At 39.7% G+C, this 22,900-nt stretch carries 23 protein-coding genes and 1 pseudogene; 10 read left to right on the top strand and 14 right to left on the bottom strand.

Annotation, left to right across the window (positions count from 1 at the left end):
• Positions 1–165 precede the first annotated feature (165 nt).
• The 4 genes from Xbed_RS12830 to Xbed_RS20220 all read left to right on the top strand — a co-directional run bounded on the left by Xbed_RS12830 (position 166) and on the right by Xbed_RS20220 (position 3,340).
• Positions 166–1,119: a polysaccharide deacetylase family protein gene (locus Xbed_RS12830; protein WP_086113313.1), complete on the top strand. Its 954-nt coding sequence runs from the start codon at positions 166–168 to the stop codon at positions 1,117–1,119.
• A 93-nt stretch (positions 1,120–1,212) separates the two neighbouring features.
• The gene (locus Xbed_RS12825; RefSeq protein ID WP_086113312.1) at positions 1,213–2,124 is read left to right on the top strand and encodes a hypothetical protein; all 912 of its coding nucleotides are present in this window, start codon (positions 1,213–1,215) and stop codon (positions 2,122–2,124) included.
• Positions 2,125–2,439: 315 nt separating this feature from the next.
• Positions 2,440–2,934, top strand: coding sequence for a GNAT family protein (locus tag Xbed_RS20225; protein ID WP_244182490.1), 495 nt, complete (start codon positions 2,440–2,442; stop codon positions 2,932–2,934).
• Positions 2,935–2,953: 19 nt separating this feature from the next.
• Positions 2,954–3,340 carry a GNAT family N-acetyltransferase gene (locus Xbed_RS20220; protein ID WP_244182489.1) on the top strand — a complete coding sequence of 129 codons (387 nt, stop codon included), beginning with the start codon at positions 2,954–2,956 and terminating at the stop codon, positions 3,338–3,340.
• Here the strand turns inward: Xbed_RS20220 and rfaC are convergent.
• From rfaC to rfaD, 3 genes are read right to left on the bottom strand one after another with little or no spacing between them, the layout of a single operon-like run.
• A complete protein-coding gene (gene rfaC / locus Xbed_RS12815; protein WP_086113311.1) occupies positions 3,320–4,297 on the bottom strand; it encodes a lipopolysaccharide heptosyltransferase RfaC in 978 nt (325 codons plus the stop codon). The genes Xbed_RS20220 and rfaC overlap by 21 nt on opposite strands.
• Positions 4,297–5,349 (bottom strand): ADP-heptose--LPS heptosyltransferase RfaF, encoded by a 1,053-nt coding sequence (gene rfaF, locus Xbed_RS12810; protein WP_086113310.1) that lies wholly within the window; start codon positions 5,347–5,349, stop codon positions 4,297–4,299. The genes rfaC and rfaF overlap by 1 nt, the downstream gene beginning before the upstream one ends.
• A 9-nt stretch (positions 5,350–5,358) precedes the next feature.
• Positions 5,359–6,297 (bottom strand): ADP-glyceromanno-heptose 6-epimerase, encoded by a 939-nt coding sequence (gene rfaD / locus Xbed_RS12805; RefSeq protein WP_086113309.1) that lies wholly within the window; start codon positions 6,295–6,297, stop codon positions 5,359–5,361.
• 249 nt (positions 6,298–6,546) lie between these two features.
• On the opposite strand from rfaD, the gene kbl reads away from it, so the two are divergent.
• Both kbl and tdh read left to right on the top strand, forming a co-directional pair.
• Complete coding sequence (kbl, locus tag Xbed_RS12800; protein WP_086113308.1) at positions 6,547–7,743, top strand: glycine C-acetyltransferase; 1,197 nt, start codon at positions 6,547–6,549, stop codon at positions 7,741–7,743.
• Positions 7,744–7,752: 9 nt separating this feature from the next.
• Positions 7,753–8,778 (top strand): L-threonine 3-dehydrogenase, encoded by a 1,026-nt coding sequence (gene tdh, locus Xbed_RS12795; RefSeq protein ID WP_086113307.1) that lies wholly within the window; start codon positions 7,753–7,755, stop codon positions 8,776–8,778.
• A gap of 339 nt (positions 8,779–9,117) precedes the next feature.
• On the opposite strand, the gene Xbed_RS12790 is transcribed toward tdh, so the two are convergent.
• The 5 genes from Xbed_RS12790 to envC form a co-directional block, all read right to left on the bottom strand.
• Complete coding sequence (locus Xbed_RS12790) at positions 9,118–9,888, bottom strand: hypothetical protein (RefSeq protein ID WP_086113306.1); 771 nt, start codon at positions 9,886–9,888, stop codon at positions 9,118–9,120.
• 178 nt (positions 9,889–10,066) lie between these two features.
• The gene (locus Xbed_RS12785) at positions 10,067–10,474 is read right to left on the bottom strand and encodes a type II toxin-antitoxin system VapC family toxin (protein ID WP_086113305.1); all 408 of its coding nucleotides are present in this window, start codon (positions 10,472–10,474) and stop codon (positions 10,067–10,069) included.
• Positions 10,474–10,737, bottom strand: a complete 264-nt coding sequence (locus tag Xbed_RS12780) for an antitoxin (protein ID WP_086113304.1) — start codon at positions 10,735–10,737, stop codon at positions 10,474–10,476. The genes Xbed_RS12785 and Xbed_RS12780 overlap by 1 nt, the downstream gene beginning before the upstream one ends.
• A 108-nt stretch (positions 10,738–10,845) precedes the next feature.
• Entirely contained in the window at positions 10,846–11,829 is a 984-nt protein-coding gene (locus Xbed_RS12775) for a divergent polysaccharide deacetylase family protein (protein ID WP_086113303.1), read from the bottom strand.
• A 57-nt stretch (positions 11,830–11,886) separates the two neighbouring features.
• On the bottom strand, positions 11,887–13,200 hold the full coding sequence (envC, locus tag Xbed_RS12770) for a murein hydrolase activator EnvC (protein ID WP_086113302.1): 1,314 nt from the start codon (positions 13,198–13,200) through the stop codon (positions 11,887–11,889).
• A 367-nt stretch (positions 13,201–13,567) separates the two neighbouring features.
• On the opposite strand from envC, the gene Xbed_RS12765 reads away from it, so the two are divergent.
• The 4 genes from Xbed_RS12765 (at position 13,568) to cysE (ending at position 16,408) form a co-directional block, all read left to right on the top strand.
• Positions 13,568–14,005, top strand: a complete 438-nt coding sequence (locus tag Xbed_RS12765; RefSeq protein ID WP_086113301.1) for a rhodanese-like domain-containing protein — start codon at positions 13,568–13,570, stop codon at positions 14,003–14,005.
• Positions 14,006–14,077: 72 nt separating this feature from the next.
• Positions 14,078–14,548, top strand: coding sequence for a protein-export chaperone SecB (gene secB, locus Xbed_RS12760; RefSeq protein WP_086113300.1), 471 nt, complete (start codon positions 14,078–14,080; stop codon positions 14,546–14,548).
• A complete protein-coding gene (gene gpsA, locus Xbed_RS12755) occupies positions 14,548–15,567 on the top strand; it encodes an NAD(P)H-dependent glycerol-3-phosphate dehydrogenase (protein ID WP_086113299.1) in 1,020 nt (339 codons plus the stop codon). Before secB ends, gpsA begins: the two co-directional genes overlap by 1 nt.
• Positions 15,568–15,586: 19 nt before the next feature.
• Positions 15,587–16,408, top strand: coding sequence for a serine O-acetyltransferase (cysE, locus tag Xbed_RS12750; protein WP_086113298.1), 822 nt, complete (start codon positions 15,587–15,589; stop codon positions 16,406–16,408).
• Positions 16,409–16,493: 85 nt separating this feature from the next.
• Here the strand turns inward: cysE and trmL are convergent, their stop codons facing one another.
• From trmL to Xbed_RS12720, 6 genes and pseudogenes are all read right to left on the bottom strand, one after another.
• Complete coding sequence (trmL, locus tag Xbed_RS12745; RefSeq protein WP_086113297.1) at positions 16,494–16,997, bottom strand: tRNA (uridine(34)/cytosine(34)/5-carboxymethylaminomethyluridine(34)-2'-O)-methyltransferase TrmL; 504 nt, start codon at positions 16,995–16,997, stop codon at positions 16,494–16,496.
• A 30-nt stretch (positions 16,998–17,027) separates the two neighbouring features.
• The gene (locus Xbed_RS12740; protein WP_086113296.1) at positions 17,028–18,032 is read right to left on the bottom strand and encodes an NAD-dependent epimerase; all 1,005 of its coding nucleotides are present in this window, start codon (positions 18,030–18,032) and stop codon (positions 17,028–17,030) included.
• Positions 18,033–18,061: 29 nt separating this feature from the next.
• On the bottom strand, positions 18,062–19,228 hold the full coding sequence (locus Xbed_RS12735) for a nucleotide sugar dehydrogenase (protein WP_086113295.1): 1,167 nt from the start codon (positions 19,226–19,228) through the stop codon (positions 18,062–18,064).
• Positions 19,229–19,732: 504 nt separating this feature from the next.
• Positions 19,733–20,641, bottom strand: a complete 909-nt coding sequence (locus Xbed_RS12730) for an ATP-grasp fold amidoligase family protein (protein WP_086113294.1) — start codon at positions 20,639–20,641, stop codon at positions 19,733–19,735.
• 222 nt (positions 20,642–20,863) lie between these two features.
• Positions 20,864–21,080, bottom strand: a pseudogene (locus Xbed_RS20820) (transposase); the annotation flags it as partial.
• 613 nt (positions 21,081–21,693) lie between these two features.
• Positions 21,694–22,806, bottom strand: coding sequence for a hypothetical protein (locus Xbed_RS12720; protein ID WP_086113292.1), 1,113 nt, complete (start codon positions 22,804–22,806; stop codon positions 21,694–21,696).
• Between the last annotated feature and the right edge of the window lie 94 nt (positions 22,807–22,900).

The raw sequence follows: 22,900 nt of genomic DNA, 5'->3' as shown, positions 1-22,900 counted from the left end.
ATCTTAATGTAAAAATTATAGTGTGCAATCTTTAAACACCAACAAAGAAGCACTGCTAAATGGAATTTACATCCAAATCCGGTCGTCTGGATTATCTAATTGCGTTATGTGATTGCTGTGCGTACCATTAGAATCACTATTATTATCACATTTTGGTGCACATCAATGTCATTACCTGCTTTTATTATCACGATCGACACTGAAGGCGATGATCTATGGCAGAATAGGGAGCAAATCTCCACAAAAAACACGCATTACCTACCAAGATTTCAGGATCTTTGTGAACGCTTTGGATTTAAACCTGTCTGGTTAACTAACTATGAAATGGCGATGGATGATAGCTATATCGAATTTGCCAAAGATGTGATTGCCAGAAACACGGGTGAGATTGGTATGCACTTGCATGCCTGGAACAATCCGCCGATTGTTCCTCTGACTGATGATGATATGCGTTATAAGCCTTATCTGATTGAATATCCGAAAGATCAGATCAAAGCAAAAGTTGATTTGATGACAAATCTTCTTGAAGAAAGACTCCAGACAAAGATGCTTAGTCATCGTGCCGGCCGTTGGGCATTTAACGAATATTATGCTCAATTATTGGTTGAATATGGTTATCAGGTCGATTGTTCTGTGACTCCAAAAGTTAATTGGAGCTTTACTCAGGGTGACCCTAATGGAAATGGTGGAACAGATTATAGCCATTTTCCAGCTCATGCTTATTTTATGGACTTACAGGATATCTCTAAAGAAGGTAATTCTCCTCTACTACAAGTCCCTATGAGTATTCAGTATAAGCACTCTGCTGTGATGAATTTTATTAAGCAGAAATATGATCAATTGAGAGGAAAACAACGATCTTCATCAGTCAATTGGTTACGCCCGAAAGGTGGTAATCTTGAGCAAATGAAAGAGGTTGTTCAGAAGACATTGGCATCGGGTAGTGATTATGTTGAGTTTATGCTGCATTCGTCTGAGTTTATGCCTGCTGGTAGCCCGACATTTAAAAATGAAGAGCAGATTGAACAGCTTTATCAAGATCTAGAAGGGTTGTTTGCGTTTTTGAAGCCATTGGTGCAGGGGATGACGTTGGCGGAGTATTATTTAGTTAAGTTATAGTCACTAATTGTTGATGGCTTTTGAGATAGCTTATAATTAATTATACATATTATAAAAATAAGGTAACTAGCTCTTGCTATGGTGGATTGAAAAATGACTTTGATAAATAAAATTTCAACTGAATTTATAAATAATTGGAAATACAAAATAACTAAATCGATATATAGAAATATATGTGGTAAAAAAATGAAGCATAACATGAACTTCTGGCCACATATAAATATATTAAGAAATGTAAATGGTAAGATAGATACTGTTTTTTTTAATAAAAGAAACATTGATATTGCAAGTTTTGAGTTTTCCTCAGGAAAACCATTAATAATTATTGCGTCAGGCCCATCTGTTATAGATATCGATATTGATTTTTTCAATAGTGAGAAGTTTGATATATTAGGAGTCAATGGAGCGTATAAATTATCAAAAAGTGTAAGTTTCAAATACCATGTAATTATAGATAGAACATTTATTATAAATAGATTTGATATTGTATCGGATATTTTAAATAATAATTCATTAACTTTGCTAACAACAATAGATTGCTTAAATGAAATATTAATGGAAGATCATTTAATTGCAATAAAATGTAAGGTTGTAATTATTGAACATATTGATCAGCCAGTTTATAAAAAGAAGAAAGAATTATTTGATATAATAAGCGATGAGTTGATTGCAAATCAAAATATTGCTTTTTCACTTAACTTAAATAAAGGGTTTTATGATGGAAATACAGTGACTTATGCTGCTTTGCAAATAGCATTTTTCTTAAATTATAAAGAAATATATTTTGCTGGATTAGATATGAATAATTTTGATAAGCCAAGATTCTATGAGGATTCAAGTGATATTCTCAGCACTGAATTAGATGAAAACTTAAAAAATACAATAATTCCATGTTTTGATTTATCAGAAGAATTGGCTAAGAAAAATGGCATTATGATTTATAACTTATCAATGTTCAGTGCAATAAATTCATTTAAGAAAATAGATTTTAACTCAATTTTATAGTGTGTTTATATGTTTGTTTTTTATAATAAAAGAGGTATTAAATATCACTACATATATTATTTTTATAAAAGCTGCGACCTTATTGATTACATTTAATATTTCCTGTTAAATGTATTTAATGGGATTTTTTAAATTAACTCATTATTATATAAAATATAGGTTTTAAATATTGTTTCATTTTTTATTTCTCTGTTTTACAGAGAAGAACTAACCTGTTAGGTACAATACTATTAAAATAATTTACTCATTATTTTTTTTGTGTAGAATAATATTCTAAATGTAGTAATTACCTTAATGTTAAGTAGAGTTAATTTTATGGGATTGAGTCTGATGAAGATAAAAACACTTCTTTCAGGATGGAAAACCTGCGATTTTGAACAGTATAAAGAGGCTTATGCTCTTTTTGGTGGCTGCGTATCAACACACCCCAATATTCTATCTTTTTTGGATAGACATCTTGGTGGAAGGTTTTGTTTTTATATCAAAAAAACAAAAACTGGAATCAAAGGTGCGTGTTTTGCTTTCAATAACAAAAAATTAATTGAAAACATGCAAAATAGATATTCATTTTCATATGATGAAATTGTATTTCCTATTGCAACGGACGCAAAGCTATTTTTACCAGTAAAATCGAAGAGATTATCCCCAATACATAAAGATAATTTTATTAATGCCAGTTATAACACCCGATTAAACAAACGAAAAATTTGCTTAATCAAAGACAGTTTCTCTTACAAAACCCGCCGTAATCGCAGCAACGAAATTAACAAGTTCAAGCGAGCAGGGGGGGGAAATCCGTCCTTCAAGTGATTTTAGCGCAGAAGAGTTGGTGAATATCTATATCGATCTGTACCTAAAACGTTGGAATTACCGCCATTCTGAAGAGCAGAAAAAACATCTGATTGAAATATATACAGAACTTCGTGAGCATATATTTGGCAATGTGTTACTGATTAACGGCAAACCTTGTGCTTATGATTTTGTCTTATGGGCGGACAGCCCTAAATGGATCTCTTTTGATGCCATTAATGGTGGCTATGATCCAGAATATGTTCACCTCAGTGTTGGCAGTATCTTGATGTGGGTGAATATCCAAGAAGCAAAAGCACTGTGTCAGCAAGGTGACAAAACTATGCGCTACTCCTTGGGGAACCCTACGTTTGAATATAAAAATCGTTGGTGTGAAACATTATCATTAGGAAAAGTGCTGTTTTAGTATTTTCTGCAAGAGCAACATGACCTCTGAAGGCATAATCCTCAGCATCGTATTATCCACCGATTTCAGGGAATGTTGCTCTTTGCCATATCCACCAATCAAACCCGGATCGGTCGGGCCAAACAGTGTGATATTGGGCCGATCAAGTGCCGCTGTAAGGTGACTCAATCCGGTATCAACCGAAACCACCGCTTTTGCGTCCGCAAGGACTTGTGCGACTTCAGCGAGCGTCAGTTTCGGCAATACATCAACATGAGAAAATCCTTCTGCCAACCTTAATGCCCGCTGATATTCATGCTCTGCACCCCAAGGCAGTTTAATGCGCATGCCCGTTGCCTGAATATCTGCGATCAGTTGTCGCCAATGATTTTCAGGCCAATGTTTTTCATCACGGGTCGTCGCATGGAGGAACACCAGATAGTGACTCTGATTTCCGGCGGGCTGGCTTAGAAAATGACGCGCAATGGCGTAATCACCTTGCTCTGAGGGTTTTTGATAGCCCAAACTATCAGCAAACAAAGCTCGGATGCGCTCCACCGCATGTTGCTGCTTGCTGATGGTATGGCAATGATCGTAGAAAAAACGGGCTATAGGTTCACGGATGCTTTTTTTGTCATAGCCATGTTTTGGGCCGTGCGCCAGTCGCGTCACTAAAAAAGCGCTTTTTAACAACCCTTGGGCATCAATAATGGCGTCATAGTGGTGCTGTTGCAGTTGTTGCCGGAATAGCGCCCGTTCTGCACGAATATCTTTTCTGAACCAATTTTTCCGCCAGCGACGAATCGCGACGGGAATAACATTTTCGACCGCACTGTGCCAGGTTGGGATTTGAGCAAATCCTTCTTCCACCACCCAATCAAACTGAATGTCAGGAAAATGCTTTTTAGCATCGGTTAATGCTGGCAGGGTATGTAACACATCACCCATTGAAGACGTTTTTACCAGTAAAACACGCATTAATGCTGACTCTCCGCCTGTAGCCGTTTCTCTAATGACGCTAAAACCCTCTCAGGTTGAATATCAATCAAACTTTGGTGATAACCTTCATGGCTGTCACCTTTTCTGATTTTATGGTAACCCGTTATCAGGCGAATGACTTCGGCCTTGTTTGATAGCGGAGGAGTGAAGTCCGGGCTGCTTGGGCCATATAGTGCGACCAACGGACGATTTAAGGCGGCGGCAACATGCATCAGACCCGAATCGTTCGTGACGATGGCATCACAGGCCGCGATGATGTTGACTGCCTGCTCAAGTGACGTTTTCCCCGCCAGATTGAGGCAATTTTCGCGGGCATCATCACTTAAAAGTGCACGGATCTCTTCACCGGCGTCATGATCTTTGGCGGAACCAAAGAGCAAGATTTGATAGCCTTTTTGGGTAATTAATTGTTCGGCAAGGGCGGCGTAGTGATAATGCGGCCAGCGCTTGGCCGGGCCGAATTCAGCTCCGGGGCAGAAGCCAATAATAGGACGGTGATCGGCGATATTAAAAGCTGAGGTTGATTCTGCAATATCTTCATCATTGACGGTTAATTGCGGCCACAAGAGCGGTTGTGGCAGGTCATCGGCACTGCGCACATTTTTTCTTTCATACGCGAGAGCGACATAGCGTTGAACCATCAGTGGAAAAGCGCTTTTATTCAGGGGGCGGATATCATTCAGAAGACCATAGCGCATTTCACCGCGCCAGCCTGTACGCAGAGGGATATTGGCGAAGAAAGGCACGAGTGCAGATTTGAATGAGTTGGGCAACACGTAGGCACGATCGTATTTATTCTCGCGCAATACTCGCCCAAGACGACGGCGATCACCTAAGGCAAGGACACCATGACCCAGCGGCATCGCCAATGCCTGGTTCACTTCCGGCATTTTTGCCAATAACGGGCGGCACCATGCCGGTGCCATCACATCAATTTCTGCATTGGGGTACAAAGCCTTTAAAGTACGATAGAGGCTTTGTGACATCATCATGTCACCCACCCATGATGGGCCGATCACCAGTATCTTCATAACAGTCGATTAATTATCCTGATTGAGCCATTGCATATATTCAGTGACACCTTCAGCAACGGTTTTGAAAGATGAGTCATAACCTGCCGCGCGCAGCTTTGCCAGGTCAGCTTGAGTAAAACTCTGATAGCGACCTTTTAATTTTTCCGGGAAATCAATATATTCCACAACCGGAGATTTTTCTTTATGGAATTCAATCACGGCATCTGCAACCGCTTGGAAAGATTCAGCACGGCCGGTTCCACAGTTAAAAATACCGGATACGTTGTTTTTCCAGAACCATAAATTGACTGCGGCCACATCGCCGACATAGATAAAATCGCGCTGGAGATGCTCACTGCCAGCAAATAACTTCGGATTTTGTCCTTGGTTAACCTGATCGTTTAAATGATAAGCGACACTGGCCATGCTGCCTTTATGCCCTTCGCGCGGTCCGTACACGTTGAAATAACGGAATCCACAAATTTGGGAATCGGCATGGGGCAAAATATCGCGAACATATTGGTCAAAAAGGAATTTGGAGTAACCATAGACATTGAGCGGCTTTTCGTATTGGCGTTCTTCAATGAAATGATCACTGCGGCCACCGTAAGTTGCGGCAGAAGAGGCATACAGGAACGGGATTTGGCGCTCAAGGCAATAATGCAGTATATCTTTGGAATACTGATAATTATTGTCCATCATATACTTGCCATCCCATTCCGTTGTGGATGAGCACGCACCTTCATGGAAAATGGCATCAATGTCACCTAAATCATCACCGGCAACGATACTGGCGATGAAGTCTTCCTTATCGATATAATCGGTGATATCCAAATCAACTAAATTGACGAATTTTGTGCCGTCTTTCAGGTTATCAACAACGAGAATATCCTTATAGCCTTCGTCATTCAGTGCCTTGACAATATTGCTGCCAATAAACCCTGCGCCACCAGTGACAATAATCATTTGGTTCACCTCTAAATAGTCAGCTTTACACCCATCCGGGTATATCTTTGGAGCGTATAATAGCACTTAACCCTACTGACGACAGTAGGTTAAACAGGGGAATATCCTGAAATATTGCCACATAGCAGGCTCCGGGCCGTGATCGGCTTTCCAAAGTTGATATTATCTTTCTTGTTCTGTCGTCAGTGACAAAATCTATCAGTAAAATGCACCCTGCCTTCCACTTACTTAGGTACTCAGGAGAGAAAAATGTCAGCGTCGTTTTACCAGAAAATGAATGAACAACTGGAACAAGCCCGTGCCGAAGGTTTATTCAAAAGTGAGCGTATCATCACGTCTGCCCAGAACGCCAATATTGCCGTTGCTGAGGGTGACCAAGTCATTAATTTTTGTGCCAATAACTACTTAGGTTTGGCTAATCACCCAGATCTTATCACGGCTGCAAAAGCAGGAATGGATAGCCACGGTTTTGGTATGGCTTCTGTCCGTTTTATTTGTGGTACGCAAGACTCCCATAAGGAATTAGAAAATAAGATAGCTGAATTTTTAGGCTTGGAAGATGCCATTCTGTACTCTTCGTGTTTTGATGCCAACGGCGGCTTGTTTGAAACGCTGTTCGGGCCGGAAGATGCCATTATTTCTGATGCCTTGAACCACGCTTCTATCATTGATGGCATCCGTTTATGCAAAGCGAAACGTTACCGTTATGCCAATAATGACATGCAGGAATTAAGAGCGCAGTTGGAGAAGGCACAAGCAGAAGGTGCGCAAAATATCCTGATCGCAACCGATGGGGTATTTTCAATGGACGGTGTGATTGCTGACCTGAAATCCATCTGTGATTTGGCTGATGAATTTGGCGCGCTGGTCATGGTGGATGATTCACATGCGGTCGGCTTTGTTGGTCAGCAAGGTCGTGGCACCCATGAATATTGTGATGTCATGGGGCGTGTCGATATTATCACCGGTACGCTGGGTAAGGCTTTGGGCGGCGCGTCTGGGGGTTATACCGCCGCGCGTAAAGAAGTTGTTGAGTGGTTGCGCCAGCGTTCACGCCCCTATCTGTTCTCCAACTCACTGGCTCCCGCCATTGTCGCGGCATCTATCAAAGTGCTGGATATGTTGAAAAATGGCGACTCCCTGCGTGAGCGTCTCTGGAAAAATGCGAACCTGTTCCGTGAAAAAATGACTGCCGCAGGTTTTACGTTAGCGGGGGCAGATCATGCGATTATCCCCGTCATGTTGGGCGATGCGAAACTGGCACAAGAATTCGCGGCTGAATTATTGAAAGAAGGCATCTATGTGATTGGATTCTTCTATCCGGTTGTTCCTAAAGGTCAGGCACGTATTCGAACCCAGATCTCAGCAGCCCACACAGAAGAACAGATTGAACATGTGGTGGCGGCATTTACACGTATTGGCAAGCAATTGAACGTCATTGCCTAAGGTATCACTATGAAAGCATTATCAAAATTAAAGCCAGAACCCGGGATTTGGATGACGGATGTGCCTGCTCCGGAACTTGGGCACAATGATGTGATGATTAAAATCCGTAAAACGGCCATTTGTGGTACGGACGTTCACATCTATAACTGGGATGATTGGTCGCAAAAAACGATCCCGGTTCCGATGGTGGTAGGGCATGAATATGTCGGTGAAGTTGTTGCCATCGGTCAGGAAGTCAAAGGGTTCCAAATTGGCGATCGCGTGTCTGGTGAAGGGCATATCACCTGTGGTCACTGCCGTAACTGCCGTGGCGGACGTACCCACTTATGCCGTAATACCACTGGCGTCGGTGTGAATCGTGCGGGAGCATTCGCTGAATATCTGGTGATCCCGGCATTTAATGCCTTTAAAATTCCGGACAATATTCCGGATGAACTGGCTGCTGTTTTTGACCCATTCGGCAATGCGGTGCATACCGCGCTGTCCTTTGATTTGGTGGGGGAAGATGTACTGGTATCGGGTGCGGGGCCGATCGGGATTATGGCCGCCGCAGTGTGTAAGCATGTCGGTGCCCGCCATGTCGTGATTACCGATGTGAACGAATACCGCCTTGAGCTGGCCCGTAAAATGGGCGTGACCCGTGCCGTCAATGTCAGCAAAGAAAGCCTGACCGATGTTATGGCTGAATTGGGAATGACAGAAGGTTTTGATGTCGGTTTAGAAATGTCCGGGGCACCCCCCGCGTTCCGCACTTTGCTCAATACCATGAATCACGGTGGCCGCATTGCCTTGCTGGGGATACCGCCTTCAGATATGGCGATAGACTGGAATCAGGTCATTTTTAAGGGCTTGTTCATCAAAGGGATCTACGGACGTGAAATGTTCGAAACATGGTACAAAATGGCCGCGTTGATCCAATCTGGTTTAGATCTGACCCCGATTATCACCCATCAGTTCGCGATTGACGATTACCAGAAAGGCTTTGATATCATGCGTTCAGGGCAATCCGGCAAAGTTATCCTGAATTGGGATTAAAAACGTGAAAAAGGCCGCGTTCAGCGGCCTCAGATTACTGACAAAGCGCCGGATAAAAAAACAGCACTTTGTCAATAATCTGAGCATATAAAATATGCTTAGTGGGATTTAAAAGCAAAGTAAGCAGTAAAGAAAAAAACAACAATGATACCTAGCACCGTTAACAATCCCAAATAGTTTGGGAAAACAAAGAAAACAAAAAGAGTCCAACCCAAAATACATAACAGTGGAATAAAAGACCATATTATGTAAGAATAAAAATCCCTAAGTAAGGACATAATTGTTCTTTTTAACCATCCTTTACTAAACATATTTTAACCCCATGCTATATATAATAAATCAATTATAACCAATGATTTCTATTATAGATTCATAAACGTCATCTACACTACTCGTCTTTCCTTTCTGAATGACAGAGACACCTTTTTTAAATAGAGGTTCGAAAATAAAATACAACATTTCCAAATTATCAGCATACAAAGACCAATATAAAGCAGGACATTCTCTCTTTAATTTACTGGCAGAAACAGAAGCTTTATCAACATAACCATAGAATTGAAACGCAAGAGTCATTGACATTCCCAACTTTCTAAAACCTTCTCTAATAAATGCCTTGTTAATTACTGCTACATAAATAGATTCAGTTATAGCCGAAATGATAGCATTCTTCGTCAATTTTGATGTTATAAGTTTGGATGCAAAATACGTCATTTTGCTAGATGAACTAACTAATTTTTCATGAAGTCTATTTAAAAATGGTTCATTGCTCGCATAAGGTTCCAATAATTTTTCTATGTAAATTTTAGAAATTTTTTTTATAGCATTATTATCAAACACTCCTCCTGAAAATACCGCGCCTACTGCACGAATAATCCGTATATCTTCTCTATTTATTCGCTGATTTACATCTTCATAACCATCAAAAAAATATGAAGTTCGCCAAAAAAGCCTTTGCACACCTTTTCCTATCGTGTGTACTGTCCCCTCTGCAACCTCACTTACTCCATTAACTGCTTTTTCCAATCTTAAAGCAAAATCAATTTGAGCTTCTTTTAAAATTCTTTGCGCTTCCTGTATGGCATTTTCATGGTTATTACTATCGAATTTCATATATAACCTCAATCAATGGTTAACTTTTTATTCAAATTTTAATATTAACTCTCTACTATTTGAGATACACATTTTAATCATATTTTTAATTAGAAAATCAATATAACACACCCATATAAAAAGTGACATACCAAGCAAATCCTTTAAAAAGGACAATAAGTGACATTAATTTTCTGGATTAATACGCATTCCATCCTTGCGCTTTTTGTAGCTCAATTTTTGATAGAATAACCATTCTGAATGCTAAATCATTGGTAACAATTGTTACCTCTCTACTCAGGGCATGAGCTGCAATCAGTTGGTTCATTGTTCCCATAATTCTGCCAGATTTTTCCATACTGGCACGTAACATTCCATAGGTTTTTGCCGCATTTTGGTCCCAATCGTAAACAGTAATTGAATCAATGAGTGTGTTTACGATATTCCCCAGTGCTCTGTTTTGGCGTTTTGCAACACCATAACGCAGCTCCGCTTCAGTAATGCTGGAGATACATATTTCTGATGGTGGTATGGTTCTCAATTTAGCGGTTACAGCCGGATGTTGGTGAAATATGTAACTGACCGTGTTTGTATCCAGCATATACATTAAAAAACGCCCTCTAGTGGGTCGCGTTTTGTGACGTTCTGATTACGATCATTTGTATCTAAAAAATCATCAGGAACAGACACGGCGCTGAGCATATTGAAAAATTTATCCCAGTTGTCAGTAGATAGCGTGTTTTTGGAGAGAATAACATCACCATTCTCGTTTTTTCGGATGTAAACTTGGTCAGTATCAAATTCAAACGCAACAGGCAATCTAATGGCCTGATTCCGTCCATTTTTGAATATTTTTACAATTCGTTCCATAATGAACCTCTACATAAAACAATTCAGGCATATACGCCTGCCACGCCTGAATCATCGCTTAACCATAACGACCAACAAACTCTCAGTTTCTATACTAAGTTTAAGCCGTCACTGAGCATTCTTCTTTGCCTCTTTTTGCTGTGATTTTGTTTTACCCAAGAGCCGTTGAATGTGCTGACTTAAGGTATGGAAGACGGCATTGTTGGCAAATTCTTTTCCTACCCTTTTGACATAAGCCCACTGAGTTGTTGGCACAGACTCTGGCTCGCGAGGCTTGCTACCTTTGCGTACTGTCTGTAGATGGTTTTTATTTGTCGAGACAGGGCTGAGTAACATACCGGGGGTTACCAGTTCAATATCACTGGGTAATGCCGCGAGCGCTTGTTGTAAGGCTCGCACGGTTGTTGGATGCGGGTGCCCAATGGCGATGGCAAAACCTTGTTTGCGGGCAAGGGCAATTGCCCGGTTGAGTTGGTGTCTCGTTTCGGCTTCGGTTTGGACATTATCCAAAAAAACATTTCGGCGGATCACGGGAACCGATGTTCCCATCGCGGCTTTAGTCACTTGTGTATTGCCAATCGTGACACTATCCAGAAAGTAAAGGGGGTGATGAGATGGATGATGGGATAGTACCTGCATCACTTTTTCCATGCCGCTGAGATTGGATGTCATTGCGCTGCCCATATGGTTATTCAGACCCACAGCATGGGGAACTTTTTGTATCGCTTCTTGAATAATACGGTCAATTTCTTCCCGGCTCATGGCGGGATGCAGGGTGTTTTTTTCTAAAGGCTGCTTGCCTAACGGAGCCATCGGCAGGTGGATCAAAATTTCCCGTCCCTGCTGATGAGCCTTTTCCGCTATTTTCCTGCCGTGCGGAGAATCGGGCAGGATGGCGATAGAAACCGCAACGGGCATTTGTAATATCTTGTTTTCTTCATTAACACGGTAACCCACATCATCAATGACAATGGCTAAACGTGCAGCGCGGGCGTTGAAGCTCAACAACAATGATGAGATGAATAACAGTAGCCAAAATAACAAGATGATCGAACTGACTCGCTGTATGAGTAGATACTGTTTTTTCATCATTAGAATATTCATCCTATGTTGTGCTTTCTATTTTCCCAACTTCTATTTTTCTAACTTCTATTTTCCCAACCACGGTAATGGATTGACAGCCTGCCCCTGACGACGGATCTCAAAGTACAGTGAAGGCTGTTTTTGCCCGCCGCTACTGCCGACCAGTGCGATTGGCTGACCAGCCCGAACGAGTTGCCCGACACGGACAAGTGTGCTTTGGTTGTAGCCGTAAATGCTCATATCACCTTTACCGTGTTCAACGACGACAACCAGGCCATAACCTTGTAGCCAGTCTGCCAGTAATACGCGCCCATCTGAGATGGCTTTCACCTCTGTACCTTCTGCAGCGGTGATCACAATGCCTTTCCAGCGCAGTTCACCCTGTATGGCTTCACCAAAACTGTGGATAACATTGCCGCGTACCGGCCAGATTGCTTGCCCCGCCGGACGCCCAAGACCCCCGGTCCGTGCCATAAGAGCACGTTCATCCTCGGTCGGTTTGTAGCTGGAGCCTTTTTGTTTAGCCTGTTTCTGCTTGGCGGCAACCTGAGCCCGAACACGGGCAGCTTCACGTGCCTCACGTTCAGCACGGGCTTTGGCCTCACGTTCAGCTTTGACAATTTTATTCCTCAGGCTGGTTTCATTCTGCCGAAGCTCAGTCAGGCTCTGTTGATCTTTTTTCAGTGAAGAATCGAGCACGGTTAACGTTTTTTGTCGCGCATTACGGGCAATTTCCATTTTTTGTTTCTGCTGTTTTTGACTGGAAAGTATGGTTTTCTGCTCACTTTGTTTTTCTAGCCGCAGCTCTTTTTGCTGATTAAGCTCTGCCGTTGTTTTTTCCAGTTTCGCGATGGTTTCCTGACGTGCCTGATTCAAATAACTGTAATAAGCGAGAATACGCTCTTTGCGTTGAGTTTCCTGACCATTGAGCAGCAATTCTAATCCTTGGTGATTGCCTTGCCGAAATGCCGCATTCAATTGGCTGGCAAGTAACTTGCGTTGTTCTTTTTGTTGCGTTTGCAGTCGATTGATATTGGCATTCAGTGATGAAACTTCGCCTTCCAGTTTATTCAGACGAACCTGTGTACCGTGTAGAGAGCGGCCGACTTCTGAGATAGTGTTTTCTTGTTCTTTTAATTGATTAGCGAGATCAATGCGTTGTTTTTGCTGTTGTTTTACACTTTTCTCTTTCTCGGCAATATTCTGCTGAATATCTTTAAGCTGATTTTTATTATCTGAAATTTGATTGGCGAAAGTACTTGTACTGAGGCTGAAAAAGGCCAACAACAAGGCACAGAGCGCTGACACTCTGGTTTTCTTTTGCCATTGGTCTTGTTTCTGCCGATTTATCCGGCGCTTTAGGTCCTTATTTTCAGCCATCTTATTGAGTACCTGCTATATAGCGTCATAGCGCCCGATTATTCCATGAGGAATTGCCCCTGACCAGAGAACAGCCTGTTTTTTATCATTATTACCAGTTTTAGTTAATTTAGCTCATCTATTGTCGAAGATCCTGCCAAGGTATCCGGATATTCGACAATACAGGATCTCCGACAATAAGTGTGGCATGAAATATTTTAATGATGCATTACAATCAAGTGGTTCTCGGTATATTTTTTATTTTTTCTCGAAACTCTCCGCAAAATCTGCATCGGGTGAGTGCTAATTGGCTGTAATTGACGCAGCACACAGGTATACTCTGCTACCTTAGATATTTGTTATTAACCAACGGGAGTTGTTGCCCTCCATGCTGCAAGAAATCATGCAATTTATTAGCCGGAACACGATCCTGAGTCTTGCTTGGATCGCATTGCTGGTGGCTGTCATCGTTATGACGGCAAAAAGCGTGTTCTCCAAGAGTAAAGAGATCACCCGTGCGCAAGCCATCCATTTGATCAATAAGGAAGATGCTATCGTCGTGGATTTACGCTCCCGTGACGATTTCCGCAGAGGGCATATTATTGGTTCCGTTAACCTGACGCCATCTGAGATTAAAGAGAATAATCTGGGTGAGTTGGAGAAACATAAAAAACAGCCTGTTATTGTTGTTTCAGCCAATGGGTTGGAATCCAGAACGCCGGCGGAGAATTTAATTCGCCACGGTTTTGAACAGGTTCACTCCCTGAAAGAGGGAATTGCCGGGTGGTCGGGTGAAAATCTGCCATTGGCCCGAGGCAAGAAATAACGAGCTTAGGCAAGCAGTATGTTTGCTTGAGTGAAGGTTTAATAAGGACGTCTGAAAAAGGTAAATATTATTATGTCAGAACAAAACAATGCAGAAATGGCTTTCCAGATCCAGCGCATTTACACGAAAGATGTGTCTTTCGAAGCCCCAAAAGCGCCTCAAATCTTCCAGCAGGAATGGCAGCCGGAAGTTAAATTGGATCTGGATACGGCTTCCAGTGAATTGGTTCAGGGAGTCTATGAAGTTGTTCTGCGTGTCACCGTTACGGCGACATTAGGAGAAGAAACCGCATTTCTGTGTGAAGTTCAGCAAGCGGGCATTTTCTCCATTGATGGTATTGAAGGAACCCAACTGGCTCACTGCTTAGGCGCATATTGCCCGAACATTCTGTTCCCCTATGCCCGTGAATGCATCACCAGCCTGGTAGGACGTGGTACTTTCCCACAACTGAACCTGGCTCCAGTTAACTTTGATGCCTTGTTCATGAACTACCTGCAACAGCAGGCTGAAACTCAGCCTAACGAGGCTGAACAGGAAGCCTAATGAGTACAGCTTCTATGACAGTGATCGGTGCCGGTTCATACGGCACCGCTTTAGCCATTACGTTGGCTCGCAATGGGCATGAAGTGGTGCTTTGGGGACATAACCCTGAGCATATTCATGCCTTGCAACAGGCGCGTTGTAATCAGGCATTTTTGCCGGATGTTGCTTTCCCTGATAGCTTACAGCTTGAAGCCAGTCTGAAGAGCGCGGTATCCGCCAGCCATAATATTCTGATAGTGGTTCCCAGCCACGTTTTCGGCGATGTCTTACAGCAGATCAAACCCCATTTGCAACCTGAGAGCCGGATTGTATGGGCAACCAAGGGTCTTGAAGCTGAAACCGGGCGTTTATTACAAGATGTCGCCCGTGAGATATTAGGCGATGCAATCCCCTTGGCCGTCGTCTCTGGCCCGACATTTGCCAAAGAACTGGCGGCGGGTTTACCCACCGCGATTGCGGTCTCTGCCACAACACCTGAATTTGGCGAGGAACTCCAGCAGCTTTTCCATTGTGGCAAAAGTTTCCGGGTATACAAAAACCCAGATTTCATTGGGGTACAACTCGGCGGGGCAATAAAGAATGTGATTGCCATCGGCGCGGGTATTTCTGATGGCATGGGATTCGGGGCGAATGCCCGCACGGCGTTGATTACCCGTGGATTGGCGGAGATGAGCCGCCTCGGCGTGGCATTGGGTGCTGATCCTTCCACATTTATGGGCATGGCCGGACTAGGTGACCTGGTTCTGACCTGTACTGACAACCAATCCCGTAACCGTCGTTTTGGCATGATGCTGGGGCAGGGTATCAATGTTGATGATGCTCAGAATGAGATTGGGCAAGTGGTTGAAGGCTACCGTAACACCAAAGAGGTTCGTGCACTGGCGGAAAGAGTAGGCGTTGAAATGCCGATTGCAGAGCAGATTTACCAGATACTTTACTGCAATAAAAATGTGATTGAAGCCGCTCAAGCATTATTGGGGAGAGCTACAAGAGATGAGGGAGAAAGCTCTCAATCTTAAGTCAGATGGGAACACGGATATGTCGCGAGAAGAACTGAACGAAGTTTGGAAAAATATAAAAAACGAGGCGAAAGCGCTGGCAGATTGTGAACCCATGTTAGCCAGTTTTTTTCACGCGACACTACTCAAGCATGAAAATCTGGGTAGTGCCCTGAGCTATATGTTGGCCAATAAGCTGGCAACACCGATTATGCCGCCGATTGAGGTCAGAGAAGTTGTCGAAAGTGCATATCGCAGTGATCCCAAGATGATCGAATCAGCAGCTCGTGACATCAAAGCGGTTCGACTGCGCGATCCGGCAGTAGACAAATACTCGACACCATTGCTCTACCTTAAAGGCTTCCATGCACTACAAGCCTACCGCATTGCGCACTGGCTATGGAAACAAGATCGCAAGGCTCTGGCGATTTATATGCAAAATCAGGTCTCGGTTTCTTTTGGTGTCGATATCCACCCAGCCGCGAGAATTGGTTGTGGCATCATGCTTGACCACGCAACCGGTATTGTGATTGGAGAAACCGCAATTGTTGAAAATGATGTCTCCATTCTGCAATCCGTCACGTTGGGCGGTACGGGCAAAGCGGGCGGCGATCGTCATCCGAAAGTCCGTGAAGGAGTGATGATTGGCGCGGGTTCCAAAATCCTCGGCAATATCGAGATTGGCCGTGGCGCAAAAATTGGGGCAGGCTCGGTGGTATTAAGGCCGGTTCCACCTCATACCACAGTGGCAGGAGTACCGGCGAGGATTGTGGGTAAACCGGATAGCGATAAACCCTCACTGGATATGGATCAGCACTTTAATGGTGTGAATAATGGCTTTGAGAATGGGGATGGGATTTGAAATTCCGTTTCTTTCTGATGAATGGCTTCTAAGATCCATCAATAGACAGAACATTCAGCGCGGATTAGGCGCTGAATGTTATAGATTAATCCCGCAATAGCGCACCGGGATAACCCAGTTGCCGCCATGCTTCAAACACAACCACTGAAACAGAATTGGACAGATTCATGCTACGGCTATCCGGCAGCATGGGGATTCTGATCTTCTGTTCAGATGGCATGTTATCTAGCACATAAGACGGCAAGCCACGGGTTTCCGGGCCAAACATCAGATAATCACCATCACGATAACTCACATTACTGTGCGCCGGCGTGCCTTTTGTGGTTAAAGCAAACAGGCGAACCCCAGAAGGGGATTGTGAATTGACTGAACTAAGCCCCTCACTTTCCAAGAATGCGTTGTAATCGTGATGCTGCTTGATATTGGCAAACTCATGGTAATCCAACCCTGCGCGACGCAAGCGTTTGTCATCCCATGTGAAACCCAGGGGTTGAATGAGATGAAGCTGGCAGCCTGTGTTGGCACACAGGCGGATGATATTGCCTGTATTAGGCGGGATTTCTGGTTCGAATAGGACGATGTTTAGCATGGTGTTCTGGCGATTATTTGGAATATTAGCTTATAGATAATATTGTTTATACCATTGAATAAACTGTTCTACACCATCTGATATATTTGTAGAAGGTTTATAACCAGTAGCCTTAAATAGATCTTCAGTATCAGCCCATGTTGAGTATACATCACCTGGTTGCATTGGAAGCATATTTTTAATTGCATTAATACCTAAACTACTTTCTAAAGCGTTAATGTAATCCATTAAATTTATAGGGGAGCCGTTGCCAATATTATATATTTTATATGGTGCTGAGCTATTTGCCGGATTACCGACTTTAGGTGTCCAAGTATTGTCAGACACAGGTACAACATCAGAAACCCTGATAATACCTTCAACAATATCATCAACATATGTAAAATCACGACTTAGTTTACCATTGTTATAAACATCTATAGGTTCATGATTTAGTATTGCTTTTGTAAATTTGAATAAAGCCATATCTGGTCTTCCCCATGGACCATAGACTGTAAAGAATCTAAGGCCTGTAGTCGGAATTCCATATAGATGAGAATAGCTATGAGCCATTAACTCGTTGGCTTTTTTTGTTGCAGCATACAGTGAAACTGGATGATCTACGGAATCGGATGTTGAGAATGGAAGTTGATCATTTAAGCCGTAAACTGAACTTGATGACGCATATACTAAGTGACTAATGTTATTATGACGACAACCTTCAAGAATGGTTAAAAATCCAGATAGGTTGCTATCAGAATAAGAATATGGATTAATTAAAGAATATCGTACACCAGCTTGAGCAGCTAGGTGAATAACACGATCAAATTTATTGTTTTCAAATAACTCTTCAATTAAAATTTTATCAGAAATATCTATTAATTTAAATTTGAAATTATTAAGGCAGGACAAAATTTCTAATCTTGATTTTTTCAAAGAGACGTCATAGTAATCATTGATATTATCAATTCCAATAACATGGTTTCCATTTTCTATTAACTTTTTTATCAAATGAAAACCAATGAATCCTGCTGCACCTGTGACTAAATATTTCATAATAAATCAGCTATTATAGGTTATATAAATTAATCATTTCCAAAAAGATCACGTGAGTATACTTTTGACTCGACGTCTTTTAAATCGATAGACATACGATTTGAAATGATAACATCGGACATGGATTTAAATTCATTTAAATCACGGATTAGTTTGGAATTAAAGAAATTGTCTTCTTTCATTTCTGGTTCAAAAATTACCACTTCAATACCTTTGGATTTTATTCGCTTCATAATTCCTTGAATTGAAGAAGCCCTAAAGTTATCTGAACCTGATTTCATAATAAGGCGATAAACACCAACTACTTTGGGATTTTTACTGATAATCGAATCAGCAATAAAATCTTTACGAGTTCTATTAGCTTCTACAATTGCACCAATAATATTATTTGGTACTTCTTGGTAATTAGCTAATAACTGTTTCGTATCTTTTGGTAGACAGTAACCACCATAACCAAAGGATGGATTATTGTAGTGGCTACCAATACGTGGGTCTAAACATACACCTTCAATAATTTGGCGCGAATCTAGCCCTTTAGCTTCAGCATAGCTATCTAGTTCATTAAAATAAGCTACACGCATAGCAAGGTAAGTATTGGCGAAGAGTTTTATCGCTTCGGCTTCAGTAGAGTCTGTAAAAAGAACGGGAATATCTTTCTTGATTGCACCTTCAATAAGAAGATTGGCAAATACCTTTGCTCTTTCTGAACGCTCGCCAACAACAATTCTTGATGGATATAGGTTATCGTGAAGAGCGCGACCTTCACGTAAGAATTCGGGAGAGAAAATAATATTGTTAGTTTGATATTTTTCTCTCATCTGTTTTGTAAAACCAACTGGAATAGTTGATTTGATTATCATGGTTGCTGAAGGGTTGTATTCGAGTACATCTTCAATAACGGATTCTACTGATTTAGTGTTGAAATAATTGGTTTTTGGATCATAATCTGTTGGTGTGGCAATTATGACAAAATTAGCCCTATTATAGGCTAGTTTTTTATCAGTTGTTGCAGTAAAATTTAAAAAACTGTTGGTTAGGTATGTCTCTATTTCATTATCGGAAATTGGGGATATCTTATTTTTAAGTAATTTTATTTTTTCTTCAATAATATCCAAGGCAACTACATTATTGTTTTGAGATAATAATATTGCATTGGATAGGCCTACGTAGCCTGTACCAACAACAGTGATTTTCAAATTTCACCTCTGTTCATTGACTTTTTAAATAACGTTTCATAATATTAATATAGTTGGTATATTCGATGATTTTATAAAATTCGCATCAACTTATGCTCCTGATACAAATAGCTATTAGCTTTCAACATTTACTATACAAATATTTGTAAAAGGTGTAGCACTGTTTTCGATAGCTATTTGGTGTTTTTTTATATGTTTAAATATCTTATTTTTCTATTTGAAGATAAATATAGTATGATGGTGTATTTTTTTATAAATTATTTCAATGGAAATATTTAAAATAATCAGTGAGTTATTTTTGAGTGTGCAATAAATAAACAAAAACACTCACTGGAATAATAACAATTATGGATAATTATAGATGGTTTGTCATATGGCGTTTTTTATAAATCTATTAATGGAGGATATGATTAAATTTTACCTCTACCAATGATTTTAATTGTTGATAACTTTAGTTTATCTTAATTATATTTTATATAAAAATAGTGTGCTATTCATCTGAGATTATTTATTGATGTAATTATTCAAATCTAACAAGTTGCCAAGTGTTTCGTCAACATCATTCATGTTTTCATTATTTAATTCAATGTCTAGTCCTGCTGCGGGCACAAATGTTAATTCACCGAATATTATTTTACCATCATTTAAATAAAAATCAGCCCTAACAAATGGAAATGGTTTGGCTAATTTTTCAGCGAAATAAAAAAGAGAAAGATATCCCTCAGGTTTCTCTAATAATTTGGAGTCATTTAATTTTAAGTAATCTAATCCGTAAGGGAGAACATTCCAATCTTTATCTACAAAATAATATTTAGGCTTGCTTGTCTCCCTTTCTGTACATAACATTACAAAAAGAGGTTTTCCATTAAAACAAAACACTTTGTAATCATATGGTAAATGACCACTTTTAGTTTCTATAAATTTTTCGCATATAATTTTTTTAGGTATATGTTTATAACACAACTCTACGGCTAGTTTCCAGTAATCATGAGCCATCCATTTGGATAGCTTTTTCTTTACTTGATTAGGATTTAATAAATTTTTATCTTTGCATACTATATTATATCCCGCCCCATGATTACATTTCAGGACGAATTTGTCTGGGAGCGTATGCCAAATTATTTCATTTGGGCTACTCCATGAAAAATAAATTTCATTTAGTATCTCGCTGCATCCTGATTTAATTACATATTCTCTTACAGAATGCTTATCAGCACATAATGTAACTAAAGGGTTATTGTTATATTCTCTTAATTTTAGCCATTGAAGTTTCTCATTGAATGTTTTTGGGTTATCTAGGGCTAGGTTTTTTTTAAAAGTTCTATAGTATAATCTTTTAGTGACTACCTCTGGAAAATACTCACTTAAATAATAGAGTGTTTTATTTTCTACTCTTCTGACAAAATGTCTCATAAATCACCTTGACTTTTCATAAAAATTAGTAATTAAAATTTCTTTCTTTAAAATCTGGATGGTATAAAATTTGGTTATCTAATGCACTCTAGGTTGTGTTTATGTTCTGTATTTATGACTCACCCAATATGTCAGGGCGGGATTCTATTTTGTTCATGACTCAATAAAAGATGAGTTCACTTCGAAATTCGACCACACAGCCCACCGGAGTTTTAATGCCTAGCTGTCTTTCAGCTTGGCATGTTGTTTAATCAAGTTTAATGCAATCCGGTTAAAGAGTGCCATCTGTGTCGAACTATCTGGATTTTTTAGCAATAATGCATTTTTCCGAAAAGTTACATTTAACATCTAGTGCAACACATTTTCTACTGCCAAGTGCCGTTTGATCTCTTGCCATCGTTTCAGGCTCAAGGAGTAATGAACTGACATACCAACGTGAATCACGGTAGGTTCTCCCTTTGACTCTACATTCGCTGACCACTTCTATTTCGACGGTGATTAATTCAGGCATAAAGCGCTTTAACCAAAACATTACGGTTTATCGCTTTGATAATATTCGTAAAAATTCCGGCGGGGAATATTATGAGTAAAAGCAGCATGCTGTTTAAGCCTCTCAAATTGTAATTCACCAAGCTCTTGAATAGATTTCCAGCCAGAAGCTCTACCGAACATAGCAGAAAAGACCAGAAAAATGACATGCATTAATTCATTTTTTATTGATGTCAGAACGTGGATCAGTTATGTAACTGATATAGTTAAAAAATATTTATTATGAAAATCACTTTCTTATGGAAACATAGAGTTCAGATAGCTTTAATGATGAAGAGTTCCATAAAGAGTGAGAGCCCACCCTGTATTGATAGTTGATTACCGTTACTTTTGAACTAAGTATACATTATTTTTAATCAAAATAATCACATTAAAAATGTGGGATCCAGCCCTGAAAAATATGTATTAGTAGTTACATGTTTTCTTTTAAATGTTTTTTAGACGTATTTAATAAAAAACACTTCATATAAACTGCAATTACGATATTAATTTTATTTTTTTCCTTATGGAAGGATAGAGAATTTTTTATGTTTCTTCAAAATGCATAGACATATGAATGTAAAAAAATATGGTAAAGCTGTAGTTCCTAATGACATTGAAGAAAGAATGAAAGGAAATACAACAATGAAAAAATCATATTTCAATTTTTTTAAAAAATAAATCAATATAAGGAAAAAAAGCATAAGTCCTATTAACCCACTTTCTATAAGGAATGTGATAAATAGATTGTGAGTGCCAATTCCAATAACATTAGCCGCATTCCCAAACCCAACACCAAATAACATTCTGTAAATGTCAGCATGATGCAAATAATCATATGTTATAGATAAGATATGGAATTTGCTATTGTAACTGATATCGTTGGAAAAATGGTTTGAAAAAAATACAATAGTAATTGTAGATGCTAATATTGATGCTACTAGGAAAAACAATTTATTCGTTTTTTCTAGTAGATGAAAGAATAAAAAAGTGCACATTCCTATTGTTGCTGATCTGGAAAAACTCAATATAATAGAAGAAAGAAGGAGAATTAAAATAGTATAGTATATTATTTTTCTATTAACATTAAATGTTTTTTCTTTAAATAAGTAAGCATAGACAGAAATGAAAAGTACGGCCTGTAACCCAACATAATTAGAATCTGAATACATTATTGAATTTCCTTTATATATTTGAAAGCCAATTTCTAGAGATTCCAATTTTTCTAAGTTAGTAAGATCAGGATTCATTACTCGCCATATTCCGTCAATATTAAATAAAAGTGCATATGAGAAAAATATGAAGAATAAAATATTTGATTTTGCTTTTTTGTTTTTGTAAAAAACAGCCACTAAAAAAGGAGATATTAATGAAATAAATAAATTAATAAGAAGAGGTGTTTTTGAATTTAAGATGACAAAAGAAAATAATAAGCTCATACACGATAGGCTAAAAAATGAACGATCTATTTTTATTGTTTTTTTAGCTGATAAATATAGAGGGGCAGATATAGTAATTAATAAAAAAGATAGATAAATAGGGCTTAAGGCTGTAATTTTAGTCAAATAAAATCCGCAAAAAATAAGCCAAATATACCCTAAAGAGTTTACCTTATGAAATTGTATAAATTCTTTCATTTAATAGCCTGATATATTTAAATCAATTAAAAATGAGATATGTGTTTTTGATAATAGAATGGGATTAATAATAATTCCATTCTATTAGTTTATA

Origin of the sequence: Xenorhabdus beddingii (assembly GCF_002127545.1) — a bacterium.
GTDB classification, from domain to species: domain Bacteria; phylum Pseudomonadota; class Gammaproteobacteria; order Enterobacterales; family Enterobacteriaceae; genus Xenorhabdus; species Xenorhabdus beddingii.
Note: the sequence above shows the minus strand (reverse complement) of the source record. Positions and strands in the feature narration are given on the sequence as shown.